The organism is Breznakia pachnodae (genome assembly GCF_030814225.1).
GTDB lineage: Bacteria > Bacillota_I > Bacilli_A > Erysipelotrichales > Erysipelotrichaceae > Breznakia > Breznakia pachnodae.
This window is the reverse complement of the sequence record NZ_JAUSUR010000001.1, coordinates 209,927-235,590: the sequence shown is the minus strand read 5'-3', so window position 1 is coordinate 235,590 and position 25,664 is coordinate 209,927. Positions and strand designations below refer to the sequence as shown.

General features: G+C 32.3%; 24 protein-coding genes and 6 tRNA genes. 20 read left to right on the top strand and 10 right to left on the bottom strand.

Translation table 11 applies throughout. The features are described from left to right. Positions 1 to 3 precede the first annotated feature (3 nt). Positions 4 to 774 carry a MerR family transcriptional regulator gene (locus tag J2S15_RS01205; RefSeq protein WP_307404677.1) on the bottom strand — a complete coding sequence of 257 codons (771 nt, stop codon included), beginning with the start codon at positions 772 to 774 and terminating at the stop codon, positions 4 to 6. A gap of 92 nt (positions 775 to 866) precedes the next feature. On the opposite strand from J2S15_RS01205, the gene J2S15_RS01200 reads away from it, so the two are divergent. The 7 genes from J2S15_RS01200 to J2S15_RS01170 all read left to right on the top strand — a co-directional run bounded on the left by J2S15_RS01200 (position 867) and on the right by J2S15_RS01170 (position 6,579). Beyond that, positions 867 to 1,589, top strand: a complete 723-nt coding sequence (locus J2S15_RS01200) for a glucosamine-6-phosphate deaminase (protein ID WP_307404676.1) — start codon at positions 867 to 869, stop codon at positions 1,587 to 1,589. A gap of 10 nt (positions 1,590 to 1,599) precedes the next feature. Then, entirely contained in the window at positions 1,600 to 2,331 is a 732-nt protein-coding gene (locus J2S15_RS01195) for a glucosamine-6-phosphate deaminase (RefSeq protein WP_307404674.1), read from the top strand. Positions 2,332 to 2,433: 102 nt separating this feature from the next. Next, complete coding sequence (locus J2S15_RS01190; protein ID WP_307404672.1) at positions 2,434 to 2,910, top strand: MarR family transcriptional regulator; 477 nt, start codon at positions 2,434 to 2,436, stop codon at positions 2,908 to 2,910. Next, positions 2,900 to 3,463 carry a cyclase family protein gene (locus J2S15_RS01185; RefSeq protein WP_307404670.1) on the top strand — a complete coding sequence of 188 codons (564 nt, stop codon included), beginning with the start codon at positions 2,900 to 2,902 and terminating at the stop codon, positions 3,461 to 3,463. The genes J2S15_RS01190 and J2S15_RS01185 overlap by 11 nt, the downstream gene beginning before the upstream one ends. Positions 3,464 to 3,527: 64 nt before the next feature. After that, positions 3,528 to 5,384: a YgiQ family radical SAM protein gene (locus J2S15_RS01180; protein WP_307404667.1), complete on the top strand. Its 1,857-nt coding sequence runs from the start codon at positions 3,528 to 3,530 to the stop codon at positions 5,382 to 5,384. Then, positions 5,381 to 6,145, top strand: a complete 765-nt coding sequence (locus J2S15_RS01175; RefSeq protein WP_307404665.1) for a threonine/serine exporter family protein — start codon at positions 5,381 to 5,383, stop codon at positions 6,143 to 6,145. Before J2S15_RS01180 ends, J2S15_RS01175 begins: the two co-directional genes overlap by 4 nt. Next, positions 6,145 to 6,579: a threonine/serine exporter family protein gene (locus tag J2S15_RS01170; RefSeq protein ID WP_307404663.1), complete on the top strand. Its 435-nt coding sequence runs from the start codon at positions 6,145 to 6,147 to the stop codon at positions 6,577 to 6,579. Before J2S15_RS01175 ends, J2S15_RS01170 begins: the two co-directional genes overlap by 1 nt. Before the next feature lie 13 nt (positions 6,580 to 6,592). Here the strand turns inward: J2S15_RS01170 and J2S15_RS01165 are convergent, their stop codons facing one another. Both J2S15_RS01165 and J2S15_RS01160 read right to left on the bottom strand, forming a co-directional pair. After that, entirely contained in the window at positions 6,593 to 7,363 is a 771-nt protein-coding gene (locus tag J2S15_RS01165) for a formate/nitrite transporter family protein (RefSeq protein ID WP_307404661.1), read from the bottom strand. 120 nt (positions 7,364 to 7,483) lie between these two features. Beyond that, complete coding sequence (locus tag J2S15_RS01160) at positions 7,484 to 10,447, bottom strand: SpaA isopeptide-forming pilin-related protein (RefSeq protein ID WP_307404660.1); 2,964 nt, start codon at positions 10,445 to 10,447, stop codon at positions 7,484 to 7,486. Positions 10,448 to 10,752: 305 nt separating this feature from the next. On the opposite strand from J2S15_RS01160, the gene J2S15_RS01155 reads away from it, so the two are divergent. From J2S15_RS01155 to uvsE, 4 genes are all read left to right on the top strand, one after another. Beyond that, a complete protein-coding gene (locus tag J2S15_RS01155; protein ID WP_307404658.1) occupies positions 10,753 to 11,826 on the top strand; it encodes an ABC transporter permease in 1,074 nt (357 codons plus the stop codon). A 2-nt stretch (positions 11,827 to 11,828) separates the two neighbouring features. Continuing rightward, the gene (locus J2S15_RS01150; RefSeq protein WP_307404656.1) at positions 11,829 to 12,500 is read left to right on the top strand and encodes an ABC transporter ATP-binding protein; all 672 of its coding nucleotides are present in this window, start codon (positions 11,829 to 11,831) and stop codon (positions 12,498 to 12,500) included. Between the two features lie 100 nt (positions 12,501 to 12,600). Next, on the top strand, positions 12,601 to 13,308 hold the full coding sequence (locus J2S15_RS01145) for an alpha/beta hydrolase (protein ID WP_307404654.1): 708 nt from the start codon (positions 12,601 to 12,603) through the stop codon (positions 13,306 to 13,308). Between the two features lie 26 nt (positions 13,309 to 13,334). Continuing rightward, positions 13,335 to 14,591, top strand: coding sequence for a UV DNA damage repair endonuclease UvsE (uvsE, locus tag J2S15_RS01140; RefSeq protein WP_307404651.1), 1,257 nt, complete (start codon positions 13,335 to 13,337; stop codon positions 14,589 to 14,591). A 179-nt stretch (positions 14,592 to 14,770) separates the two neighbouring features. On the opposite strand, the gene J2S15_RS01135 is transcribed toward uvsE, so the two are convergent. The 6 genes from J2S15_RS01135 to J2S15_RS01110 all read right to left on the bottom strand — a co-directional run bounded on the left by J2S15_RS01135 (position 14,771) and on the right by J2S15_RS01110 (position 15,290). Then, positions 14,771 to 14,844: transfer RNA gene (locus J2S15_RS01135), tRNA-Gly, on the bottom strand. Between the two features lie 12 nt (positions 14,845 to 14,856). After that, positions 14,857 to 14,932 (bottom strand) — tRNA-Lys (locus tag J2S15_RS01130). Positions 14,933 to 14,945: 13 nt separating this feature from the next. Beyond that, a tRNA-Gln gene (locus J2S15_RS01125) sits at positions 14,946 to 15,021 on the bottom strand. 18 nt (positions 15,022 to 15,039) lie between these two features. Beyond that, positions 15,040 to 15,123 (bottom strand) — tRNA-Tyr (locus J2S15_RS01120). Positions 15,124 to 15,132: 9 nt separating this feature from the next. Beyond that, positions 15,133 to 15,209: transfer RNA gene (locus J2S15_RS01115), tRNA-Thr, on the bottom strand. 5 nt (positions 15,210 to 15,214) lie between these two features. After that, positions 15,215 to 15,290 (bottom strand) — tRNA-Val (locus tag J2S15_RS01110). Positions 15,291 to 15,627: 337 nt separating this feature from the next. Between J2S15_RS01110 and J2S15_RS01105 the strand changes: the two genes are divergently transcribed. The 8 genes from J2S15_RS01105 (at position 15,628) to hflX (ending at position 23,242) form a co-directional block, all read left to right on the top strand. After that, a complete protein-coding gene (locus tag J2S15_RS01105) occupies positions 15,628 to 16,053 on the top strand; it encodes a hypothetical protein (protein ID WP_307404649.1) in 426 nt (141 codons plus the stop codon). Positions 16,054 to 16,061: 8 nt separating this feature from the next. Beyond that, entirely contained in the window at positions 16,062 to 17,174 is a 1,113-nt protein-coding gene (alr, locus tag J2S15_RS01100; RefSeq protein ID WP_307404647.1) for an alanine racemase, read from the top strand. 53 nt (positions 17,175 to 17,227) lie between these two features. Next, on the top strand, positions 17,228 to 18,406 hold the full coding sequence (locus tag J2S15_RS01095; protein ID WP_307404645.1) for an AI-2E family transporter: 1,179 nt from the start codon (positions 17,228 to 17,230) through the stop codon (positions 18,404 to 18,406). Further along, on the top strand, positions 18,403 to 18,993 hold the full coding sequence (locus J2S15_RS01090; protein WP_307404643.1) for a TlpA family protein disulfide reductase: 591 nt from the start codon (positions 18,403 to 18,405) through the stop codon (positions 18,991 to 18,993). Before J2S15_RS01095 ends, J2S15_RS01090 begins: the two co-directional genes overlap by 4 nt. After that, complete coding sequence (locus J2S15_RS01085; RefSeq protein WP_307404641.1) at positions 18,990 to 19,601, top strand: thermonuclease family protein; 612 nt, start codon at positions 18,990 to 18,992, stop codon at positions 19,599 to 19,601. Before J2S15_RS01090 ends, J2S15_RS01085 begins: the two co-directional genes overlap by 4 nt. A 404-nt stretch (positions 19,602 to 20,005) precedes the next feature. After that, positions 20,006 to 20,866, top strand: coding sequence for an aldose 1-epimerase family protein (locus tag J2S15_RS01080; RefSeq protein WP_307404639.1), 861 nt, complete (start codon positions 20,006 to 20,008; stop codon positions 20,864 to 20,866). 90 nt (positions 20,867 to 20,956) lie between these two features. Continuing rightward, a complete protein-coding gene (locus tag J2S15_RS01075; RefSeq protein ID WP_307404637.1) occupies positions 20,957 to 21,778 on the top strand; it encodes a MerR family transcriptional regulator in 822 nt (273 codons plus the stop codon). 207 nt (positions 21,779 to 21,985) lie between these two features. Next, the gene (hflX, locus tag J2S15_RS01070; protein WP_307404635.1) at positions 21,986 to 23,242 is read left to right on the top strand and encodes a GTPase HflX; all 1,257 of its coding nucleotides are present in this window, start codon (positions 21,986 to 21,988) and stop codon (positions 23,240 to 23,242) included. Between the two features lie 94 nt (positions 23,243 to 23,336). On the opposite strand, the gene J2S15_RS01065 is transcribed toward hflX, so the two are convergent. Continuing rightward, positions 23,337 to 23,795 carry a hypothetical protein gene (locus tag J2S15_RS01065; RefSeq protein WP_307404633.1) on the bottom strand — a complete coding sequence of 153 codons (459 nt, stop codon included), beginning with the start codon at positions 23,793 to 23,795 and terminating at the stop codon, positions 23,337 to 23,339. Between the two features lie 195 nt (positions 23,796 to 23,990). Between J2S15_RS01065 and J2S15_RS01060 the strand changes: the two genes are divergently transcribed. Next, complete coding sequence (locus tag J2S15_RS01060) at positions 23,991 to 25,622, top strand: flotillin family protein (RefSeq protein ID WP_307404631.1); 1,632 nt, start codon at positions 23,991 to 23,993, stop codon at positions 25,620 to 25,622. The last annotated feature ends 42 nt before the right edge of the window (positions 25,623 to 25,664 follow it).

The window sequence follows — 25,664 nt, the reverse complement described above, 5'->3', positions numbered from 1 at the left end:
TTTTTATTTTTGGATACGTAGATATATGAGATAATTTTGAATTTTGTTTTGATCAATTTTAGGTAATGCTTCAATATAATACTCATTTGTTTCGTTTTTAGCTTTTTCTTTTAGCCGCTTACAATCATTCAAAAAGTGATCCTCGTCTGAATAACAATAATAGTAATCACTTTCTGGAATAATTAACAGTTCACATTCAGGTTTAGGATTTACACTTCTTATAAAAATCCTGGCATTTTGAAAGTTATCTCCATTTACGTAGAAATGAGGAAGATAAGCTTTTGATATATTTAGTTTATCTAATTGTTTTGCCACTTTGGAATCATAGAATGATTTTATTCCTGATGCAGGTATTGGCAAATCTTGAGTGATATCACCAATAAATAAACCAATGAAATGGTGAATAGTAATCTTTTTTATTTCATTGTTATCTGCTTTTAAGGTGTGTTGAAAACTTTTCAGCAGATCTTTTTTTCTTTGTATTCTTTCTTCTTGGCGAATCAGATAATCCATTTTAGTAGAAAGATGTTCTTCGATTCCTCTATGCAAAGGATCCTCGAAAAGTTGTTTTATTTCCAATAAAGATAAACCAATATATTGCAGTTGTTTAATAATAGCTAAATGTGCGGATTGTTCAGATGTGTAATATCGATAGTTTGACTGCTCATTAATATGGGCAGGCGAAAATAAACCAATGTTATCATAATAACGTAATCGCTGAACCGATACATTATTTAGTTTTGCCATTTCTCCTATTGATAGTAACTCATCCATATTTATACCTCACTGTTATTATTATACACATTTTTGGTGCTTGACTCTATAGTGACTATAGAGTTTATACTAAAAATAACGGAGGTATTTTTATGAGAATAATAGTGGAAAAAGATTACGAACAAATGAGCATAACAGTGATGAACTTATTATTGGCAAAAATGTATGAAAATAGAAAGATGAATATTGCGATAACTGCAGGAGCATCACCAAAAAGAATGTATGAATTATTAGCTGAAGAAGTTAAGAATGGAAGAAATTTTGATAATGTAACTTACTATAATTTTGATGAAATCCCATTTAAAAAGAGTGGAGGATATGGAGTTACTGTTTCTAATTTAAAGAAAGACTATTTTGATCCTGCAGGTATTTCAATGGATCATGTACATACTCTAACAGTAGAAAATCATAAAGAACATGATGCACTTTTAGAAAGCTTTGGTGGTTTGGATGCAATCTTTATGGGAATCGGAGCAGATGGGCACTTCTGTGGTAATATGCCTGGATTTACGAAGTTTGGAAACAAAACAGTAGAGATTACGATTCCTGAAGCAATGAAACCTGCTTTGGCTGGAGAAGTTGGAGGAGACATGGAAGAAGTTCCTGATACGTTTGTGACAATGGGACCAAGAAGTGTTATGAACTCTAAATCAACAATTATGTTTGCAACAGGTAAAGGGAAAGCAGAAATCATTAAGAAAGCGTTCTTTGGACCTGTGAGTGAAGATATTCCTTCATCAGTATTCCAGTTACACCCAGACTTTACTTTGGTGTTGGATGAAGATGCGGCAAGTGAGATTAAAGATTTAATATAGGAGGTAGAATATGCGTATAATTATTGAAAAAGATTATGAACAAATGAGTAAAACAGTAATGGATTTACTGTTGGCAAAAATGTATACAAATAAAAAGATGAACATCGCAATTACTGCAGGTTCAACTCCAAAGCGTTTATATGAATTATTGGTAGAGGAAATTAAAAATAAATCTGATTTTACGAATGTAACATATTATAACTTTGATGAAATTCCATTTAAGAAAAAAGGTGGTTATGGTGTTACCATGACAAACTTGAAAAATATGTATTTTGATCCAGCTGGAATTTCAATGGAACATGTACATGCGCTTGATGAAAAGAACTATACAACACATGATGCTTACTTAGAAAGTGTTGGTGGGTTAGATGCGATTTTTATGGGGTTAGGAAAAGACGGACATTTCTGTGGAAATCTTCCAAATACAACAAAGTTTGGTGATTTAACATCAAAAGTAGAAACTAGCATTTTTCCGAGAATGTATGACATTATGAAAAGTGAAGTTGGTGGTAATGAAGAAGATATTCCAGACTTTTATGTGACAATGGGTCCTAGAAGTGTAATGAATGCTAAAGAAACAATTATATTTGTCTCAGGAAAAGAAAAGGCAGGAATTGTGAAAGAAGCGTTCTTTGGACCAGTTAGTGAAAATGTGCCATCTTCAGTATTCCAATTGCATCCTAATTTTACATTAGTATTAGATGCTGATGCAGCAAGTGAAATCAAAGACTTAATTGATTAAACCCGAGTAATCGGGTTTTCTTTTATGTATGTAGAGCTTAATTAGTTGACATAAGAGGCGAATATTGATATATTGTTTCCAAGGAAACTATATAGGTGAGTTATGGAAAAAAGAATATTAGATTCATTAAAAGAATTATTAGAGAAACAAGATATGCTTTCAAAGTTGACAGAAGAAGCTTTTTTAGAAGAGTTAGGATACTCAGAAATTCACTGTATTGATGCAATTGGGAAAATAAAAGATCCTAATGTTACAACACTTGCTAGTTATATGAAAATGACAAAAGGTGCAATCAGTAAAATAACAACTAAATTGATGAATGGTGGTTTTATTGATAAGTATTCAAAAGATGGAAATGCAAAGGAAATATTTTATTCGCTTACTCCACAGGGAAAGAAAATGTTTTTGGAACATCTGAAAAGACATGAGTTATGGGAAGAACGTGATTTAAACTTTTTAAATTCTTATTCTAATAAAACACTTAAAGAGGTTGATATCTTTTTAAACGATTTTAATACCTATTTAGAAAATCAAATTTTATTATTAACGAAAAAAGGAGGGGAAAATAATGTTGATTGATTTAACTATAGAAATTACACCAAAAATGGTTACAGATGCTAATGGGAACGAAAAGAAATCATTAGTAGGCCACTTAGGAACCCACTTTGATGTAATGAATAAGGAATTTCCACTAGAGTTTGTGGAACGAAATGCAATTGTGTTTGATGTACATGGTATCAGAGATAGAGATATCAATAGTACAGATATTGATACAAGCATAATTAGTGAACATATGTTTGTGGCATTTTATACAGGATTTATTGAGGAAGTTGGATATGGCGGTAAGAAATATTTCAAAGAACACCCGCAACTGTCTAATGAACTGATAGAGACTTTATTAGCGAAGAAGGCTTCAATTATTGCAATTGATTGTGCTGGTATTCGAAGAGGTAGTGAACATACGCCTATGGATCAGTATTGCGCAGATCACGGAGTGTTTGTAGTTGAAAATTTATGTAATTTATCACAAGTGCTAAAAGGAGAGAAAACTACTACTTTTATTGCAAATACTTATCCAGTAAAATATAGTGAAATGAGTGGTCTTCCATGTCGAGTTGTAGCAAAAAAATAATCATTGATTTCAATTTGTCAGATTTATAGTATAATGTGATAGGAAATAATAAAGTAGGTACAATATGAATGAATTTTTACCAGTAACAAAAGAAGAAATGTTAGAGCGAGGTTGGAAACAACCAGACTTTGTATATGTGTGTGGAGATGCCTATGTGGATCATCCATCCTTTGGTGCTGCAATTATCTGCAGAACTTTAGAAAGCCATGGATATAAGGTGTGTTTTTTAGCACAGCCGAATTGGCGTAGTGTTGATGATTTTAAACGATTTGGAAAGCCTAGATTAGGTTTCATGATTTCTTCGGGTAATATTGACTCAATGGTAAATCATTATTCAGTATCAAAAAGAAGAAGAAAAAAAGATAGTTATACACCAAATGCAGAAGCGGGGAAACGTCCTGATCGTGCTGTTGTTGTATATTCACAAATGGCTAGACAGGCGTATCCAGATACAAATATTATTCTTGGAGGAATTGAAGCGAGTTTGCGAAGACTAGCTCATTATGACTATTGGGATAATAAGGTTCGTAAATCAATTGTAATTGATGCCAATGCAGATTTATTAATGTATGGAATGGGTGAAAATAGCGTAATTGAAGTTGCAGATGCTCTAGATAGCGGAATTGCCATTAAAGATTTAACTTATCTGGATGGAACTGTGTTTAAGACAAAAGATGCATCACTTGCTTTTGAACCCATTATGTTGCCTGCATATGAAGAAATTGTGCGTTCTAAAGAATTGTATGCAAAATCTTTTCATACACAATATCTGAATACGGATCATTTTAAAGCAAAGACTTTAGTAGAACGTTATCAGGGTTGGTATGTAGTACAAAACCGACCAAATCGCCCACTAACTCAGAGTGAGTTCGATCGTGCTTATGCGCTGCCTTATACTCGTGAATATCATCCAATGTATAAAGAAATTGGACACGTCCCAGCGATTGATGAAGTTAAATTTTCACTGATATCTAATCGAGGGTGTTATGGAGCATGTAGTTTTTGTGCATTGACGTTTCATCAGGGAAGAGTAATTCAGGCAAGATCCCATGATTCTATTTTGGCAGAAGCTAAAAAAATGATATGGGATCCAGAATTCAAAGGATATATTCATGATGTTGGAGGGCCAACAGCGAACTTCAGAGAGCCATCATGTGAACAACAACTTGATCATGGTGTATGTAAAACAAAACAGTGTTTGTGGCCAAAGCCATGTAATAATTTAAAAGTTACTCATACTGACTATCTGACACTCTTGAAAAAATTAAGAGAATTGCCAAATGTGAAAAAGGTATTTGTGCGAAGTGGTCTTCGTTATGATTATTTAATGTATGATCGTGATGAACGTTTTTTCAGAGAACTTGTTCAACATCATATTAGTGGTCAATTAAAAGTTGCCCCTGAGCATATTAGTGATCGAGTGTTAGATAAGATGGGAAAACCAGGTAGAGGATTGTACCAGGAGTTTGTAGCGAAGTACTATCGCTTAAATGAAGAATATCATAAAGATCAGTACTTGGTTCCATATCTGATGTCTTCGCATCCTGGTAGTGATTTACATGCTGCTATTGAATTAGCAGAGTATCTAAGAGATATTCGCCATCAGCCAGAACAGGTACAAGATTTTTATCCTACACCTGGAACGTTATCTACAGCAATGTATTATACAGGTTTAGATCCTAGAGATATGAGTAAGGTATATGTACCAAAGACATCAAAAGAAAAAGCAATGCAGAGAGCTTTGATTCAATATCGTAATCCTAAAAATTATGACTTAGTATATGAGGCACTAACGCTTGCAAATAGAAACGATTTGATTGGACAGGGAAAGAAATGTTTAATTCGTGATCGTAGTCATCAATATCAAAACTATAATAATAAATCCCAATATAAATCATATGGAAAGAGGAAGAAGAGATGAGACCTGATGTTGTTTTAAAAGCGGGAACATTAGCTGGAAAAATACTATTGGAGAGTGGAGCAGAGACAGTAAGAGTTGAAGAAACGGTAACTAGAATCTGTGAATCTTTTCTTGCGCATGATGCACAGGCATTTGCAACTCCAACTGGATTGTTTGTTTCTTTTGATTATAATGATGATTCTTATACAAAAGTATTGCGAATCAAAGGAAGCAGAATTAATCTTGAACGAATTAATCAAGTCAATCAGATTTCAAGACAATGTGCATCTAGTGAACTAGATGAAACACAAGCATTTCATGAATTAAAAAAGGTTACTCAAATTCAAGAGTATCCTACTATTATGAGAATATTGTCTGGAGGGTTTGCGGCGATGTTCTTCACATATCTGTTTGAAGGAACCCTCACAGATGGATTTTATGCATTAGTGATTGGTACATTTGTACAGTATGTTGGTGGTATTTTTGATCGCAAAAACATTAATTCGATTGTTAAGATTACAATATTATCAGCAATGCTGACATTTCTGATTCTTATTTTAACGTATATTGGGCTTGTTCATTCAAGAGATACAACAATCATTGGTACCTTAATGTTATTGGTTCCGGGAGTAGCAATTACAAATGCTGTTCGTGACTGGATTTCAGGAGACCTATTATCTGGTGCAACAAGAGCGATTGAAGCTGTTCTTATTGCTGTTGCACTAGCACTTGGTGCAGGGGTTGTATTAAGTGTGTGGATGATGTATATAGGAGGTGTCTAATGATAATTTTAGTTAAAGTGATATCCTCTTTCGCAGCATCTTTATTTTTTGGAATCCTATTTAATATTAAAAAAGAGAATTTAATTTATGCAGGATTTGGTGGAGCAATTGGCTATTTTGTATATGAAATGGGATTATTGATATCTTTAGGAGTGAATCTTTCTATCTTCTTAGCTGCAGTGGCATTCTCTATTTATTCAGAGATTATAGCAAGAGTCAGGAAAACAACTGTTACCACATTTGCAATCAGTTCACTGATTCCACTTGTGCCAGGAAATGGAATGTATCTTACAATGTTATCAATTGTAAATGATGATTTAAAAGCGGCAGCAGATATCGGTCTAGATACCTTAAGCAGTGCTGGTTTATTAGCGCTAGGAATGTTATTTGTATCTACGTTTGCCAAGTTAATAAGAAAACCAGTAAATAAATAAAAGAAGTTGTAACCTATTCAGAGGTCGCAACTTCTTTTTCTTCTGATTTTAATAAAAAGTACATTGGTGTAGCAAACAGAAATGCTCCTCCAACCATATTTCCAAGTGTGGAAGCAAGTGTATGTAGTGGAATACCACTCCAGTCAATTGCTGTTCCATATTTTGCGATACCTAATGCAAAGGTTCCAAAGTTGGCGATACAGTGTTCGAAACCTGGCAATACAAATGCTGCTATTACGAAGAAGATGATAATAGTCTTTGCGGTATCATCTTTAATTTTAACGCCTGCATAACTTGCAATACAAACGATGAAATTACAAAGTACAGCTTTTAAGAATACTTCAATAACATTGTAATCTAATTTAGCTACATTAATATTTCTCAAGAAATTATCATACAAAGGATTGCTTGCCTGACTCCAAATGAATAATACGCATATAAATACAATTCCTATCATATTTCCAAGATAGCACAGAAACCATGATGGAATTAATTCTTTTATCGTACATTTTTTCTGGTACATAGCAATCGTTGTTGTTAGACAATTACCAGTGAATAACTCAGCACCAAGAAACAGTATAAGAATAATTCCAATTCCGAAGCTAAATGCTATTAATAATTTGGATATTTCAGGGGAATCGATAAACAATGCACCAAGTGTATATGATAAAATCATTGCTACCCCTAAATAAAGTCCACCCATAATTGCCTTAAATAAATAATGAATGGGATTCTTTTTTGCCATATTTACTTTTTTTGACCCAATACCTGTTAACACACTCATAAATTTTCTCCAATAGTAGGATTTTAACATTATTAATTACTTGGTTAAATAGTGAAACGGCATTATATCGAAAATGGTATTACCTCATACTCTTTATTATATGATGCATAAATAAGCGAATTATTTATGTAGTTTCTCTCTTTTCCAATAAAGAAGAGAGGTAATTGTAATAATTGATAAACCAATTAATGACAACCAGCCATTAGCATATGTAGGATCATATGTCTTTGGTTGTTTCTTGGTTTGAAATTTAATACTTTGATTTTTATCATTCGCATCATTGTGAGATAAATATAGTTCTCCATTACTACTGTCATAATAATGTTGTGCAATGTAGTACTCACCATCCTCTGTTACAGTGTTTGCTGGTATTATTAACTCAATAACCGACTCTGTATCTTTTTGTTCAAAAGAAACGGTATCATTTATTGTGAATATAGCTTTATTATCCTTTTTGCTTATTACTTCTGTAGTTCGATCATAAATTATAGAAATATCAAAGTCCTCGGTTTGGGTAATATCCAAAATAGTATTTTTCACATTTGGATCAAAAGTTTTTTGATTTGCTTTTCCTTTTGCTAATGTTGAAACTTTAGGAATTGGTTTATTTGTGTATTCTATTTGAATCACACCTCCAATATCTAAATATTGTTCATCAAATACAACTTTAATAACTTCATCACTTAAGAGGTAGCCTTCTGGTGCATTTGTTTCTTTAAAATAACGAGTTGCACCATATGGAATGTTTTTGAAATATACACTACCTACTGAAAGATTTCCTTTTGCAGATTCTACAATTTTTGTGCATTCTAAATCTTCATACATTGTAAACTCGAAATCTTTATCAAGAATTACTTCGTTTGTAAATTCGTTAGTTTTGATTATTTCAATATCCAGCGTAATGATTTTGTTTTCTACTTCTTTTTGGATAGTATATGTTTTAGTTGTATCATCAGTGATTTTAAACTCTATTGTAAAGTCTTCAATTTTTTGATAACCAGTAGGAACTATCTTTTCACTGAATATAAAAGTAGAACCCTCGGCTCCAATTGGTAAATGATCTATTTCTATGGTCTCGTACTGTTTTACTACAAACAAACCATCTTGACGATTAGGATTTTTAATTATTGAACCTTTTTCATATTCAACACTACCATCTGTAGGATCAATAATTGGAGTACTTGTCCTGATTTCAAATCCTGCTTCTAAAGTTTCATTATCTAAGTTTTCATTTTCTTCAAACACTTTACTTAGTAATACTTTACCTTCAGGTCGCTCATTACTAATTTTGATTTCTACGAATGCATTTCCTTTATCATCATATGAAATAGTATCATTAGATACAGTTACGGTAATTGGTAACTCTAATTTAATAAAACCTTTCGGTGTTTCTATTTCCTTAATTGTATAAACGCCACTTTTTATTTTTAGAGGGGTAGAGAAAACACCATTTTCATCAGTTGATAGTTTGGTAAGTTCTTTGTTGCCAAGTTTAAATGAAACGACATCACCATTGCTGTCGTATAACTCAAATACAGCGCTTGTGAGCGTGATTGTCTGTGCAGTAGTACCATTTTGCTTTATACCATGAATATAAGCTTCAAATGGAACGTTATTCACGACACGTACAGGAAGAGGGTCGCGACTATCCTGAGTGATTTCGATGATGAAAGGTTGTGCTGTCAAATATCCTTCAGGCGTTTTGGTTTCATAAAAGATATAGGTTCCATAAGGAAGTTCTGGAATCTTAGCATATCCATTTTGGTCTGTAGTAACACTAGTAATTACTGCAGCATTCTCTTTACCTTTTTCATTTACTTCACTCAATAGTTTTCCACTAAACTCAGCTCCCTCTAAATAGATGACTTCACTGCTTTCACCATTACTAGATATCTTGATAATTTCAGCTCCTTGCTTTTTTACTTGTTCTTTCGATAGTAGTGTAACTTTTTTATTATCCTTATTTATTGAAAAGTAGTGCTTAGTACTATCTAACAAATAACCAGTAGGGGCATTGCTTTCCTGTATGTAATAATCCGCACAAATTAATTGTTTCCACACCATGCTCAAATCTTTGCCAATATTTATTTCACTGACTAATTCATTTTCTTTATGTACAACAGTATTATTTATGACAACATCTTTGGCATAATAAAGACGATAGTTTCCATTCTCAAAAAGAGAAGCATTTCCTTGTGAGATAGTTCCTGTTTCGATATCCTGTTTCTTTAGTTCTACTTCGCCTTCATTCACCTGATAACTTATACTCATTGTCTTAGGTTTGGCACCAGATAAATATATAACATCCTGACTTTTATTAACTGATGAATATGCTAATGAAACATCACTTTTATTTGTTGGAAATAATTGAAACTCCAAAGTTCCACTAGGATAATCTCCACGCTTTACCCACACTTTAATAGTGTTTCCACTTCTTTTGTAATGGACCCCATCAATGTTCTTATTGATATAGTGCTGAAAAACATTCTCACTGTCATTTAATGTAATTCCATATTTTTCACCATACCCAATCAGTTGAATAGTGTTATTTTGAAAAGAGACATTTTTTTCTTTAATCGATAAACGTTGATTAATAATGTCTATTTTACTTTGGATATCAGGATGAATATGCGTAGGCTTTGCAAGTTCATTTGAATTATATGCATTTAATTCCTGCCATATTCGAATGGATGTTGCAAAGTCCATTTCATCACTTGTATCATTATTCATTCCATAACCAAATGCTTCAATATCTTTTAATCTTTCTTTCACTTTTTCTGGATATTCCTTTGTATCTAAAAGATCTACTGTATATTGAGCTCCAGCAACGGCAATGATTCCTAACTGACTACAGCGAACTTTATTGTTGTCAACATACATTCTTGAATAGTTGGCAAAATCAATTTCCGTATGCACTGTCTGATCAATTCCAATATTCCATTTATCATTTTTGTCATAGCTTAAGGGATAGGGGAATTCAAATGACAATGTTGGAGTCTGTGCCTGAAGTGTAACAGGGAATAGACTAATCAACATTGCAATTACTCCTAGTATTGATAATAATTTGTATTTTCTTTTTTTCATAACGTTCCTTTCTTATAGATTGTCCTACTAGTTTGTTTACTTAATAAGAAAAAAATCCTAAAAATTTGAAAAGAAATTATATTTATGACGATAAATTTGTCTTGTATAACAGGACGGTGTGTTTTTATTTACAGTAAGCTATAGTATAAGTGCAATACAAGGTAACCAAACATCGTTCCAATTTTTATCTATAACCTTGTAGTGCATTTTATATTAAGGTGCCTGCTTTTAAAGTAGGCATTTTAATTTTCTTCTTTGAAGAATCGTTTTATAATGAACCCAAGAGATAGGAAAGGGGTTTTTTTATGTTTTTAGCAATAAAAGAAATACTATTTTCAAAGAGCAGATATATTTTAATTATTTTAGTTATTATGCTTACAACGTATCTAACTATTTTTTTAAGTGGACTAGCCTATGGGTTGGCCAGTGATAATCGATCGAGTGTGGATGCATGGGATGCTGATGGAATTATTCTTAATAAGAATGCAAATGATTCAATAACTATGTCGTATTTAAATGAGGAACAATATAAGTCAGTGGATGCTAAACAAAGTGCACTATTAAGTGTAAGTGCATCAATCATCTCTCTTGATGGAGATGAAGAGTCAGAAACACTAAATACTTATATCTTTGGAATTGAAGAAAAAGGATTTATTATGCCTGAGGTTAGTGAAGGTGAAGTGTTTGCAGCTAGTAATGAGGCAGTTGTTGACAGTAGTTTGAATACAAAATATGGATATGAAATAGGCGATAAAATAGAACTGTCAAGTTTTGATACAAAACTGACAATTGTAGGCTTCAGCGAAGATAAAAAGTTTAATACTGCACCAGTGATTTATGTATCGCTGGATGATTATCGCAGTTTTGTTAATATGCCATCTCAAACGATGAGCAATACAATGGTGAATGGAATTGTTTATAAAGGGACTGTAGATATACAAGATTCATCGTTAGATAAATTAACTATTAATCAGTTTATTGATGAGATACCAGGATATCGTCCACAGGTGTTAACTTTTAGTTTAATGATTGGATTTCTAATTGGAATTGTAGCTTTTGTTTTAGGTATCTTTATTTATGTATTAACAGTACAGAAAACAGCAATGTTTGGAATAATGAAAGCTCAAGGGATTTCAAATAAGATTATTCGCAGAAGTGTAATTGCTCAGACATTGGCTCTTACATTTATAGGAACAGCAACGGGATCATTATTAACTTTTGTGACATCATTATTTTTGCCAGAAAGCGTTCCATTCCAATTTAGTGGATTGTTGTTTGGAGCAATTCTATTGTCAATGTTTGTTTTCTCACTGATAGGAGCATTATTCTCTGTTCGCTCAGCAACGAAAGTCGATCCACTGATCGCTATGGGGGTATAACTATGAGTATTATGAAATTAGAAAATGTAAGTAAAGAATTTAAAGATGGAACAACTAAAATACAAGCATTAAAACAAACCAATTTAGAAATAGAAGAAAATCAGTTTGTTGCAATTATTGGACCAAGTGGTTCAGGGAAAAGTACATTATTAACAATTCTAGGATTATTACAGAAACCGACAACAGGGACTGTATATCTGAATGGTGAAAAGATTAATGAACAACAGGAAAAAGATAAAGCAAAACTTCGATTTGATAAAATTGGATTTATTTTCCAGTCTTCTAACTTAATACCATTTTTAAAAGTAAAAGAGCAATTTCGTTTGATTGATAAAATTACTCACAAACCAAAAGAAGAATATTTAAATGAATTGTTTGAAAAGTTAGATATTGATTCTATAAAAAATAAATATGTAAATCAGTTATCAGGAGGTCAACGTCAAAGAGTTGCAATAGCAAGAGCCTTATACAATGAACCAACGATTATTCTTGCTGATGAACCTACTGCTTCACTTGACAGTGACAAAGCATATGAGGTCATTGATTTGTTGGCGAATGTTGTAAAAGAAGGAAAACGTAGTGTTATTATGGTAACTCACGATATACGGATGGCGAAAAAGTGTGATGTTATTTATGAGATAAGTGATGGAGAGCTGAAAAGAAAAGAGTTATAAGAAACATCAATAATGTTTCTTATTTTAAATTCGGAGTGAAATCTTTTCTTGGTAGATTACTTTAATGATAAAATAAGAATGATTATATAAGGAGATTAGTATGAGTATCAAAAAGAAAATCTTAATTGGAGTATTATCCATTGTATTACTTATTAGTGGATTCTTGGTATATTATGTTAATGATTATTATCATGCAACTGATGCTGCAATAACAATCAGTGAAAAGATGAAAGATAAAGATGGTGACTTATACTATGAAGGAAATAGTGATATTGGTTTTATCGTTTATCCTGGTGGCAAGGTTGATGAAAGGGCCTATGCTCCATTAGCTGAAGAACTGCATCGAAACGATGATACTGTAGTGATTGTGAAAATGCCATTTCGTTTGAGTATATTAGATAATAATGAGGCAAATAATGTAATTGATGAAAATCCTCATATTAAGAAGTGGTATATAATTGGTCATTCTTTAGGTGGTACATCTGCTAGTATATTTGCTGAAAAATATGGAGCTAAAATAGAAGGAATTGTATTTCTGGGGTCTTATGCTTATAAAGACCTATCAGATTCAGATTTAAAAATATTAACAATTACAGGAAGTAAAGATAAGGTAATTAATAAAGATAAAGCTGAAGAGGCAAAAGAAGATTATCCAAGTGATACAAAACATATTACTTTAGATGGAGGTAATCATGCTTATTATGGGGAATATGGTATGCAGTCAGGTGATGGTGATGCAACTATTTCACCACAACAGCAGCGTCAACAAACTGTTAATTATATATTTGAATGGATAAATGAAGAATAAAAGGAAAGATAAGAAAAGAGGCAATTATGAGAATAGGTTATGCATGTAAATTGGAAGGAGTGCAAGGATATAATTTAAAAACTTGTACATTAAAAAATGCAACACCAGATAATTTGAAGAATATTATTGACTATAATTTGAGAGTATTGGATGCAATGCTGGAATACAATTATAATAATAAAATATATATGTTTCGGATTAGTTCAGATATTATTCCCTTGGCATCTCATAAAGCAGTAAAATATGACTGGGAAAATGAATTTAAAAATGAATTAAAGTTAATTGGAAAGAAAGCGATAAAATACAATATTCGTCTTTCTATGCATCCAGGACAATATACAGTTTTAAATTCTCCAGATGCGGAAGTAGTGAAGAAAGCAATTGCTGATTTAAATTACCATTGTGAATTTTTAGATGCTATGAATCTAGATAGTACTAATAAATTAATTTTACATATCGGAGGAGTTTATGGAGATAAAGCGTCAGCAAAGAAACGATTTATAGAGAACTATAATACTTTAAATGATAATGTTAAAAAAAGATTGGTTATTGAAAATGATGATAAATTATATACGATAAAGGATGTTTTAGAAATAAGTTCAAGAACAAATATTCCAGTCGTATTTGATAACCTTCATAATGAAATAAATAACAATGGTGATAATAAAGATGATCAGTATTGGATTGATTTGTGTAAGAAAAGTTGGAAAAATGAAGATGGTACTCAAAAAATACATTATTCACAACAAGATAGTATAAAAAGAAAAGGAGCACATTCAAAAACAATTGATACAACACAGTTTCTTGCGTTTGTGCATCATCTAAATAGAAAAGATATTGACATTATGCTAGAAGTGAAAGATAAAAATTTATCTGCTATTAAATGTAGCTTGTGTATGGATGACAATAATTTCTCTATTACTGTTATTGAAAAAGAATGGGCAAGGTATAAATATATTGTTTTAGAGAAAAGTCATCAAAATTATTTAGAAATACGTGAATTGTTAAAAGATAAAGATAAGAATTTTACTTTGCGTTTTTATCAGTTAATTGATAAGGCAATTTTAAATGATAATGAAACAGGTTTTATAAATGCAAGTGAACATGTATGGGGGTACTTCAAAAATGATGCAACAATTAAAGAAAAACAAAAGTTTAAAATTTTATTAGATACTTATTCTAACCAAGTACAAAAGAGACAACATATAAAAAGTTTCTTATTTCGTTTGTCAAAAAAATATAATAAAGGTTATTTGATCGATTCGTACTTTTTTGTATATTAAAACACACATTATAAACTAACTATTTCTTAAAGTTGGTTTATAATGTGTGTTTTTTAATGTTGAAAATTATAGAGTTATCTTAAAGGTTGAAATAACTATTTGAATCATGAGGAGTATTATTTTTTGGCAACCATATGAAATAAAAAAATCACACTTTTCAGTGTGATTACTTTACTTAATGGAGCGAGTGATGAGAATCGAACTCACGTAGTCAGCTTGGAAGGCTGAAGTTCTACCATTAAACTACACTCGCATTTATTAAGAATGGTGACCCGTGGGCGATTCGAACGCCCGACCCTCTGATTAAAAGTCAGATGCTCTACCAACTGAGCTAACGGGTCACATATAATAAATTGGCTGGGGTAACTGGATTCGAACCAGTGAAATGCCAGAGTCAAAGTCTGGTGCCTTACCGCTTGGCTATACCCCAAGAAATAGACAATACGAATGGTGGGGGGGGACAGATTCGAACTGTCGAACCCGAAGGAACTGAGTTACAGTCAGCCGCGTTTAGCCACTTCGCTACCCCCCCACAAAAAAATGGTGCCGACTATAGGAATTGAACCCACAACCTACTGATTACAAGTCAGTTGCTCTACCAGATTGAGCTAAGTCGGCATAAATGGTGGAGGTTAACGGGCTCGAACCGCTGACCCTCTGCTTGTAAGGCAGATGCTCTCCCAACTGAGCTAAACCTCCATCTAATATCATTGTCGTTTTCTTGCGGATGTCTCATCCAGCGCCTTTATATACTATCATTTGTAGAAAATGATGTCAACCACTTTTTTTCACTTTTTTGAAAAAGTTTTTAATTGCAATCTTTATATAAAGTACTGCCGATATCAGTGAAGATATTATAACATAGGAAACAAGAAAATGCATATATAAAATTATTAATTCTAATGAGTGCATATTACTGCTGTTTTTTCAGTTTTATTGAATGATAATATTTCATTTATTTTTTCATAATAGATAGATGCAAGTAATTCTAAATCGTTTTATTTTGTGCTATACTACTTAAAGTGGAGGTTTGATTATGAATGTATTTAATCCAAACAACTTAAGAAACAAACAACGCTTTCCTGTAGCAATTGCTGTAGGGCTTGTAACATCAATTGTATGTGCCTATATAATAGGTGCAATCGTTACTGGAACTGGCTGGTATCTATCGATTCTTTATCTAGGTGCTGGATGGGCGATTGGTAGTGCAATCCGTTATTGTGGAAGAGGAGTAGATATTAAATTTTCTATTCTAAGTGTTGTATGTTTTGTTATATGTGTATTTTTAGCAGATTTCTTTTCATGGATGAATGCTTTTGGCTTTTTTAGTTTATCTTATCTGTCTTTTAGTATCCAAGATACGTTAAGATCATTAACTGATTTTGCCAATATGGGAGTTATTCGTACACTGATGATTGCATATGCTGGATATATTTCATATTACACAGCGAAAATTATTTAGGAGATTCCATGCTTTATCGTGGAACTTATAGTGAAATTGATTTGAATGTATTTGAAGATAATTTAAAACATCTTCAAGAATATACAAACAAACCAGTTTTTTGTGTATGCAAAGCAAATGCATATTCACACTCTGATTACTATATAGCAAAGACGGCTTATGAAAATGGTTGTCCTTACATTTGTGTTTCATCTTATGATGAAGCCTATTCTTTACGTAATCAGGGATTTGAAGGAGATATTCTTATTTTAGGATATGTAGATCCGGATAGTATTGAAGAAGTAATTCGTTTGAATATAACAATCAGTATCTTTTCTTATGAATGGTTAGAGCATATAAAAACGAATAATGTAGATATGACAAAACTAAGAATACACTTAAAAATTGATACAGGAATGAACCGAATTGGGTTCAAACGATTAGATGAAATAAAAAAAGCATTTCAGTATCTTAAAGATTTAAAGGTAAACATTGAAGGTATTTATACTCACTATCACAGTGCGGATAATGAAGATAAAGCATTATGTGAGAAGCAATCAAACTGGTTTTATCAGATTGTTGATTTGATTCCACATAAGTTTAAATGGATTCATACATCCAATAGTGATGCAACACTTTCTTATCATGATGAACGTAGTAATGCTGTTCGTGTAGGACTGGCATTATATGGAATTAAAAGTGTGGAAAGTCCTTTACAAGTAAAACCAGTTCTTTCTTTATACTCGACAATAACGCATATAAAGAAAGTGATGAAAGGTGAAACAATTGGTTATGGTGCTACTTATACTTGTCTGAATGATAGTTTTATAGCAACAATTCCAATTGGTTATGGAGATGGTTTTCTAAGAAAAAATCAAGGAAGATTTGTTTGTATTGACACTCATCCTTATGAAATTGTAGGAAGAGTCTGTATGGATCAGACAATGATACGAGTTGATAAACTATATCCTGTAGGAACACCTGTAGAGATTATTGGCGAACATATTCCACTTGTTAAGGTGGCACATGAGCTTGAAATGATTCCTTATGAGGTTTTGTGTTTGTTAAGTGATCGAATTACTAAAGTTATAAAACATAATGGTGAAACCATTGCTGTTGTGAATAATCGGATAACGAAATAGTTTTCTTAATTCGAAAAAAATTATATAATAGTGTTAGTTATGAGAGGTAACAAATGAAGGAGTTTTTAGAAAAGAATAAAAATATCATTTTCATATGTACTTATGTAATTGTACTGCTGGTTATAGTACTTAATTATAAGGTGATTTTTGATACGTTATTTTTAATTCTTGGATTATTGCAACCATTGTTTATTGCCATTGGAATTGCGTTTATATTAAACATTCCAATGCGTAAAATTGAGCAAGGTTGGAATAAAGTGTTTCGAAACAATAAATTTATACTTCGTTTTGCTAGAACCGTATCGATTCTATTGACATTGATTCTGGCAGCAATTTTAATATACTTACTGATGATTATTATTTTACCAAAGATATCAGAAAGTATTATAGAAGTATTTAAGAGCTTTAATACCTTGATTAATTCTAGTGTAAATTCCGTAAATGATATTTTGAAAGATTTTAATATTGATTTTAAATTACAGGATATTCCATATATTAAAGAACTTCAAAACATGTCAAGTGATACAGAAGTTTTCCAACAAATCATCAAATTCTTTGGTGATTTCACACAAGGAGTTGTAACCAATGCAGTTGCATTTACCAATGCATTCCTACAGTGGTTCTTGGCATTCTGTTTAAGTATCTACTTGTTGGCAGGAAAAGAGAAACTGATTTATCAGTTACGTAAAGTAATTCTTGCTGCATTTACATTAAGACAAAGTAATAAAATATTTAGAATTGGTGAAAAAGCAAACTTTATCTTTACCAAATATGTTGGTGGACAGTTAGTGGATTGTGCAATCAAAGGGATTATGTTCTATATTGTATTTTTGATTCTTGATTATCCATTACCAGAGTTATCAGCTGCAATTATTACTGTATGTAGTATTGTTCCAGTCTTTGGACCAATCTTTGCAATGATGATTGATTTTGTATTGATTTTCGCATTTGATCCAGTTCAAGCCATTTGGTTTATTATTATCTTCCAGATTTTATCAAATTTGGAAGGTCAGGTTATTTATCCAAAAATTGTTGGAAACAGTATTGGGCTACCAGGAATATGGGTGTTATTATCGATTTTTGTACTAGGAGATTTCTTTGGGTTTGTTGGTATGATTTTAGCAGTTCCAGTGACAGCGTTGGCTTATGACTTATTCAGTGAATTTATTAATAACCGACTAAAGAAGAAGAATATAAAGGTTATCGTTGATCCTGGAGGAGAATTGAAATGAAAAAAATAGGACTGTTATTATTAAGTATGAGTTTTATTCTATTTGCCTGTGACTCAGGTAAGGAAGAAGAAACTGGAAATAAAAATGTATGTGATGTGGACTTAGATTGTGATACAGCAGATATGAGTGGGTATGAGAACTTTGATGATGAAGATCATGTATTTCTTGAAATCAATTTTGATGAAGCAACAAAGTTGTTAGAAACTGATGATTTTGATGGAATTATCTATTTTGGTTATCCAACATGTCCATGGTGTATTGAAGCACTTCCAATTATGAATGAAGTTGCTAAAGAAAAAGAATTATCTATTTATTATGTAAATAAAAAGAGTGATATTAATCAAGAAAATCCTGAATGGGAACAAGCAGCAACTGATATTCTTGATGCAGCTTATGGATTAGACAAAGACGATGATGGGAATCCACGTATTTATGTTCCTGAAGTAATTGTAGTGAAAGATGGAGAAGTTGTGGCTCATCATATGGGTACACTTGATGATCATGATGCTACAGAACGTAAAATGAGCGATGATGAGAAAGAAGAAGTCAAAGAAATATATGAGGAGATGTTTTCTAAATTACAATGAGAAAGTTAATCGTGATTATGTGCAGTTGCATAATCGTGGCTTTATCTTCTGATGTATTCGCGCAACAAGAGCGTGAGGAAGTAACTTTAAGTCGATGTATTGATGGTGATACAGCGGCTTTTATTGTGGATGGGGAAGAAGAAAAGGTACGATTTCTGGCAATTAATGCACCAGAGTATACCAAAGAAAAAGAAGCCTATGGAAAAGAGGCTAGTGAATATGTATGTGATCGTCTAAATGAAGCAGAAGTTATTTCATTTGAATATGAGCCAAGTAATATGCGTGATAAGTATGATCGTTTATTGGCATGGATTTTTGTCGATGGGGAATTACTTCAGGCAGAGCTTGTAGAACAGGGCTTGGCAGAAGTAAAGTACATCTATGGTGATTATGTATATACGGATGAGTTATATGGCTTAGAAGACGAAGCAAAGAGCAAGCAACTGAATATGTGGAGTGGAGTTGAACCGGAAGAAGAAAAGGACTTACTATATTATGCAGGTATTGCAGGGATTGTAATTCTAATGGTTTTTGTTGCTTTGTTTAAGAAGACAAGAAAAAAGAGTACCTTGAATAAATTATCAAAGGAGCTCAAAAAAAGAATATAAGAAAAAAAGTTCCTTCAGGGAACCTTTTTTGAGGGAAAGTTAGATAAGAAGAAAAGATTATTAGGGAGAGAGAAAGAAACTTATCTAACTGATTCCAAGTATACACACCAATTGTGTTTGTTTTGTGAACACTAATTGAAAGGTGCTTGAAATCATAAAAATTTAAGAAAAAGAGATAATTGTCACACAATTTATCTCTTGAATTATATATTGAATACTATTAATTGTTATTTATAAATAAAAAAATCCCTTTTAAATAGGGTGTAAAGTGAAGTAGGAAGATAGGAAAGGGATATTTACACTTCACTTTACACTCTTATCATAAGTTCTTTTTGCAAATGTGTCAAGCGTAGTACACAAGGGGGAATGAACGTGATAAAATAGGAATGGAAAGTGAGGCTGTTATGAAAATACATAATAATCAAATCGAAGTAGAGTTTACAACTAAGGGTGGAGAAATGACTTCATTAACTAGTAAAAAGACAGGTGTTCAGTATTTATGGCAGGGAAGTGATGCATATTGGACAGGGAAAAATCCAACATTGTTTCCAATGGTTGGAAATACATTTAGTGGTACTTATGAAATAGATGGAAAAGAGTATCAGATGAAAAATCATGGATTGATTCGTTATGCTGATTTAGAATGTGTAAATCAAAGTGATACATCAATTACATTTCAGCTGAAAGCTGATGAAGCCACAAAGAAGCAATATCCATTTGATTTTATGTATGAAATCACGTACACATTAAATGAAGGTGTTGTTGAGGTGTCTTATGTAATTAGAAATGAAGGTAAGAAAATAATGCCATTTGGATTTGGATTGCATCCAGGATTTAATTGTCCAATCTTGGAAGGTGAAAAGTTTGAGGATTATCGTATTGATTTTGAAACCGAGGAACACCTACAACAATTAATAAGTGATCCTAGACGTGAAACACCTCATCATTATGAAGAAAGAACAATTTCATCTATACCAATGGATTACACTACGTTTGATACATATCCTACATTGATCTATAAAGGAATGAAAAGTTCTTATATTACATTAACGGGACCAAAACACTCAGTGAAGATGAGTATCAAAGGATATCCAATTCTTGCAGTGTGGACCTATGCAACAGGTGCTCCATTTGTTTGTATTGAACCTTGGTATTCTCATGGTGATTTTGAAAAGAATGATTTACCATTTGAAAAAAGAGAGGGAACAATGCTGTTGGAACCTGGTAAAGAGTTTACAACATCTTATACAATAGAAGTATTCTAGACAGTGAGCAATCATTGTCTTTTTCGTTTTAACGTATAGTAACTTGACAGTTATGTGCAATCCACCTAAAATCAAATTAGAGGTGTAACTATGGAAAATTTTGATCGTAAAGAATATCTGTCGATTGGTGAATTTGCGAAAGCATCAGGAATCAGTCGTAAAAATTTAATTTATTATGATTCAATTGGTTTATTTACTCCAGATATTGTATTAGATAATGGTTATCGTTATTACTATTATCGTAAATTATATACAGTAAATATGATCTGGACATTAAAGGAAATTGGAATGACTTTAAATGAAATCAAAGAGTTTACAGATAAACGTACACCAGCTACGATGATTGATTTGTTTACTAAGCAAAAGAAAACAATAGAATCTGAAATAGAAAAATTAAATCAGATTAAAGATATGATGGATATGCAGGTTGCTATGGCTCAACTGGCAAGTAATATTGAAGTAGGAAGTATAGGAATAGAATATCGTGAAAAAGAAGCTATTTTTTTAGGGAAGAATACTTATCGAAGTAATTCAGAAAAGAATACATTATCAAAAATGGTTACTAAGTTTTATCAAGATGCTGCATCAAAGGGATATGAATGTGCATTTCCATGGGGGATTCATATTGATGCAAATCATTTTAAAGATGAAGGATTTGATGATGCATCACAGTTTTATTATTGTGTTCCAACTTCAAACATGTATAAGCCAGAAGGTTTATATGCGGTTGGATATACATATGGTGACTTTAAAGATCGAGCCGATTTTTATAATCAGATGTTTACGTTTATAAAGGAACAAGGCTATAAAGTCGATCGAGATATTTATGAGGATTATTTGTTGAACGAAATATCAACCAGAATTCCTGAAGACTACATTCTTCGTATCTCGATGAAAGTGGTTAAGAGTTGAGTTTTTAAGGGTTCTATGGTATTGTAACAAAATGAAATGGAGGTATATAAACATGTACTCAATAAGAAAGAGAATAATTAGTTTATAAAAGTGAACTCTATACAAGTAGCCTAGAAAGCGAATTATTTATTAAGTTAAAAGATTCTCTGTTTTATTTACTTGAGTCATAGAGTTATTCTGTGGTTTTGTGAAAATAGGAGGTCTTATATGAAAGAAATAGAAAACAGAACAGTACTGCTGGTTGGAGTGGAAAGCCAGCAAGATACAACATTTGAATATACAATGATAGAACTTGGTAACTTAGCTGAAGCCTGCTCTTATGAGGTAGTAGGTGAAGTTACTCAAAAAATGGAACATACGAAAACAACTTTATATTTGGGAAAAGGTAAACTGCAGGAGATTGCAGATCAGGTAGAAAAAAAAGAAATTGATGCCGTATTATTTAACGATGAACTTTCTCCTTCACAGTTTCGCAACATAAGTGAATTACTACCTTGCGAAGTACTTGATCGAACAATGGTGATTCTGGAAATATTTGCCAGTCGTGCAAGCACTAAAGAAGCACAATTACAGGTTGAAATTAGTCAACTGCAATATGAGTTACCAAGATTAATTGGAATGAATGATGAATTGGACCGCCAGGGTGGTGGTGGAGGTGAAGGCCTTGCCAACCGTGGTGGTGGAGAAACCAAACTAGAATTGAATCGTCGTCAAATAGAAGCCAGAATAACAAAGAAAACAAGTGAACTAAAGAAAATGGTTCAGGAACGTAAAACGCAGCGTGAGAAGCGTAAAAAGGCGGATATTAAGACAGTTGCTTTGGTTGGTTATACGAATGCAGGTAAATCATCACTCATGAATGCACTTATTCAGGACGATGAAGAAAAGCAAGTATTTGCAAAAGATATGTTGTTTGCGACACTAGAGACAAGAGTACGCAGAATTGGGTTAGGTAAGAATAGTGAATGTTTATTAACGGATACAGTAGGATTTGTTGATAAGTTGCCACACCACTTAATCAAAGCATTTCGTTCTACTCTAGAAGAAGTAAATGAAGCGGATTTATTATTACATATTATTGATATCAGTAATCCTCATTACAAAGAACAGAAACAAATAACATTGCAGACATTGGAAGACATTGGGGTTCAGGATGTACCAATTATCGATGTTTATAATAAAATCGATGTAACGGATATTGATATTCCCAAGTCAGGCGAAAGTGTATATCTTTCAGCAACACAGGGAACAGGTATTGATACCTTAAAGTCAAAGATTGCTGAACATTTATTTAATGATTATTGCGATGGAGACTTCTTGTTTCCATATGCAATGGGATCAACTGTATCTTCGATGAATGAGAAATTTGATATTACCTTGCACGAAAATGAAGAAAATGGAATTCATGTAATTGCAAGAGTACCAAAAGAATTTGTAGAGAGATACAAAGAATATTTACAGTAATTCTATAAAAAGTGATGTACATTTACATATGCGCATCACTTTTTATGTATTTCATTTTTACGAACATCAATTATGTTCGTATATAGCATGATTTTTATTTTTTAAATAACTTTTTGAAAAACCCTTTCTTATCGTTTTGGTTATTATTGCTTGTAGTAGTATCATTACTTTCAAAATTATCATTGATATTTAAAATAGAATCTTCAGTATATACTTCGAGTTCTTCACCTTGTAATTTAGCTTGTAATAAATCAGCAAGTTCCAATAACGGAAGCATTTTCTTTTCATCTCGCACTGAGAAGAACGGACATCCAGAGTAAAAGTAAATACATATTTTACTATTTAAATCATTTTCGTTTAAATAATAAAGATAAGGTCCAACCTCAGCTGATATAGTTTTCCCATCAGGAGTGGTTGTAGTTACTATTCCACTATAATCAAAGTAGAAATTTCTAGGTAGTTTTTCTTGTAATTCCTCCACCTCTTTTAGTGTGATAGGTGAAGAATCATCAAAGTATTCATCACTTCTTGTAAAATAAATGTTATATGACATAAAAGTCCCTCCATAATAAATGATTATTTAAATAATTGTGCTAATTATATCATATTTTTGCTAATTTTATTCAATAGAATGAACTGTAGAATTGTTACAATAAATAAATATGTTTTGATTGAATCATTCAAGTAACTATATCTTTTCTTGCTTAGTTTCGATATAATAGAGATTAAGTAAAACGGAGGGAACTAAATGGATTATATTTTAGAAAACTGGTCAATCTTTCTGGCCATTTTGGTTGGGCTTTTTGTTCTAATCATTATCGTGTCTGGTTATGTTAAGGCACCACCTGATAAAGTTTATATTATTTCAGGTCTTAGAAAGAATGCAAAATATGTTATTGGAAGAGCGAGTATTAAAATTCCATTTCTGGAAAGAAAAGATGAATTAGAACTAAGTCTGGTACAGGTAGATATTAAAACCGAAACAGCTGTACCAACAAAAGAGTTTATTAATGTTCGTGTTGATGGAGTTGCCAATGTAAAGGTAAGTTCAGATCCTGAGTCAGTAAGCAGAGCAGCTGAAAACTTCTTGAATAAGGATAAGAACTATATCTCAGCAATCGCACAACAAGTCTTAGAAGGTAATATGCGTGAGATCATTGGACAGATGGAACTTACAGAACTTGTACATAATAGAGATGTATTTGCTCAAAATGTACAGGAGAGTACAACAAAAGAACTATCAAACATGGGGTTAAGTGTAATTAACCTTACAATTCAAAACTTTATTGATGATAACAACGTTATTGAAAACTTAGGGATTGATAATGTTACAAAGATTCAAAAAGAAGCAGCAATTGCTAGAGCTAACTCTGAGCGTGATATTAAGATTGCTCAATCACAGGCAAACTCACAGGCAAATGATGCTGATGTTACTTCACAAACGCAAATTGCAATTACGCAAAATGAACTTGCAATTAAACGTGCAACATTGAAGTCGCAGGCAGATACTGAACAAGCGAAATCAGATGCTTCGTATTCAATTGCACAACAGATTTCAAGAAAGCAAATTGAAGTTGAAACAGTGAATGCTGAGATTGCGAAAACAGAACGTGAAGCAGAACAAAAACAAAAAGAAATTGAAGTACGTGAGAATGCACTTCGTGCTGAAGTAGAGAAGGTTGCCGATGCGGATCGTTATCGTGAACAACAAAAAGCGGAAGCAGAATTGTTCAAACGTAAAAAAGAAGCAGAAGCGTTAGCATTCGAAATTGAAAGAGAAGCAGAAGCAGAGCAAAAACGTGCGGAAGCAATTCGTCAGGTTGGGCTTGCAGAAGCTGAAATTATTGAACGTAAAGCAGAAGCCTTAAACCGTTATACACAATCAGCGCTATCACAAATGTTAATTGAAAAATTACCAGAAATCGTGAAAGGTGCAGCAGAACCATTATCGAAAACAGAAAAAATTATTATGTTTGGTGATGGAAATGCTGAAAAGATGGTTGGTGACACTTTGAAATCTTCACTGGGAGTAGTAGAGGGTTTAAAAGAAGGAACTGGTATTGATTTAGCTGCTATTCTTAATGGATTTGCAGGTACAAAGATGGCACTTGATGCTTCAAAGGCAGAAGACGAGGTTATAAAACCGGAAGTCGTTGAAAAAGAAGAGTCAGACAAACCAGCAAAAGAAACGAAGAAAAAGAAAACTGATAAGCAACAGGTAATTGAAAATATTGCTGCAGTTGTTGAAGAAAAGGTGATTCCAGAAGTAAAAGAGCGAATTGAAGATTTAACAAAAGATAAAGAAAAAACTTCGGATGATACAAAAGACAGTGAAGATAAAAAAGATAACGGTCTTGATGAAATAGTATTTAAAGTTTAGATGATGCGAAAGCATCATCTTTTTTGTCATTCGTTATTGTGA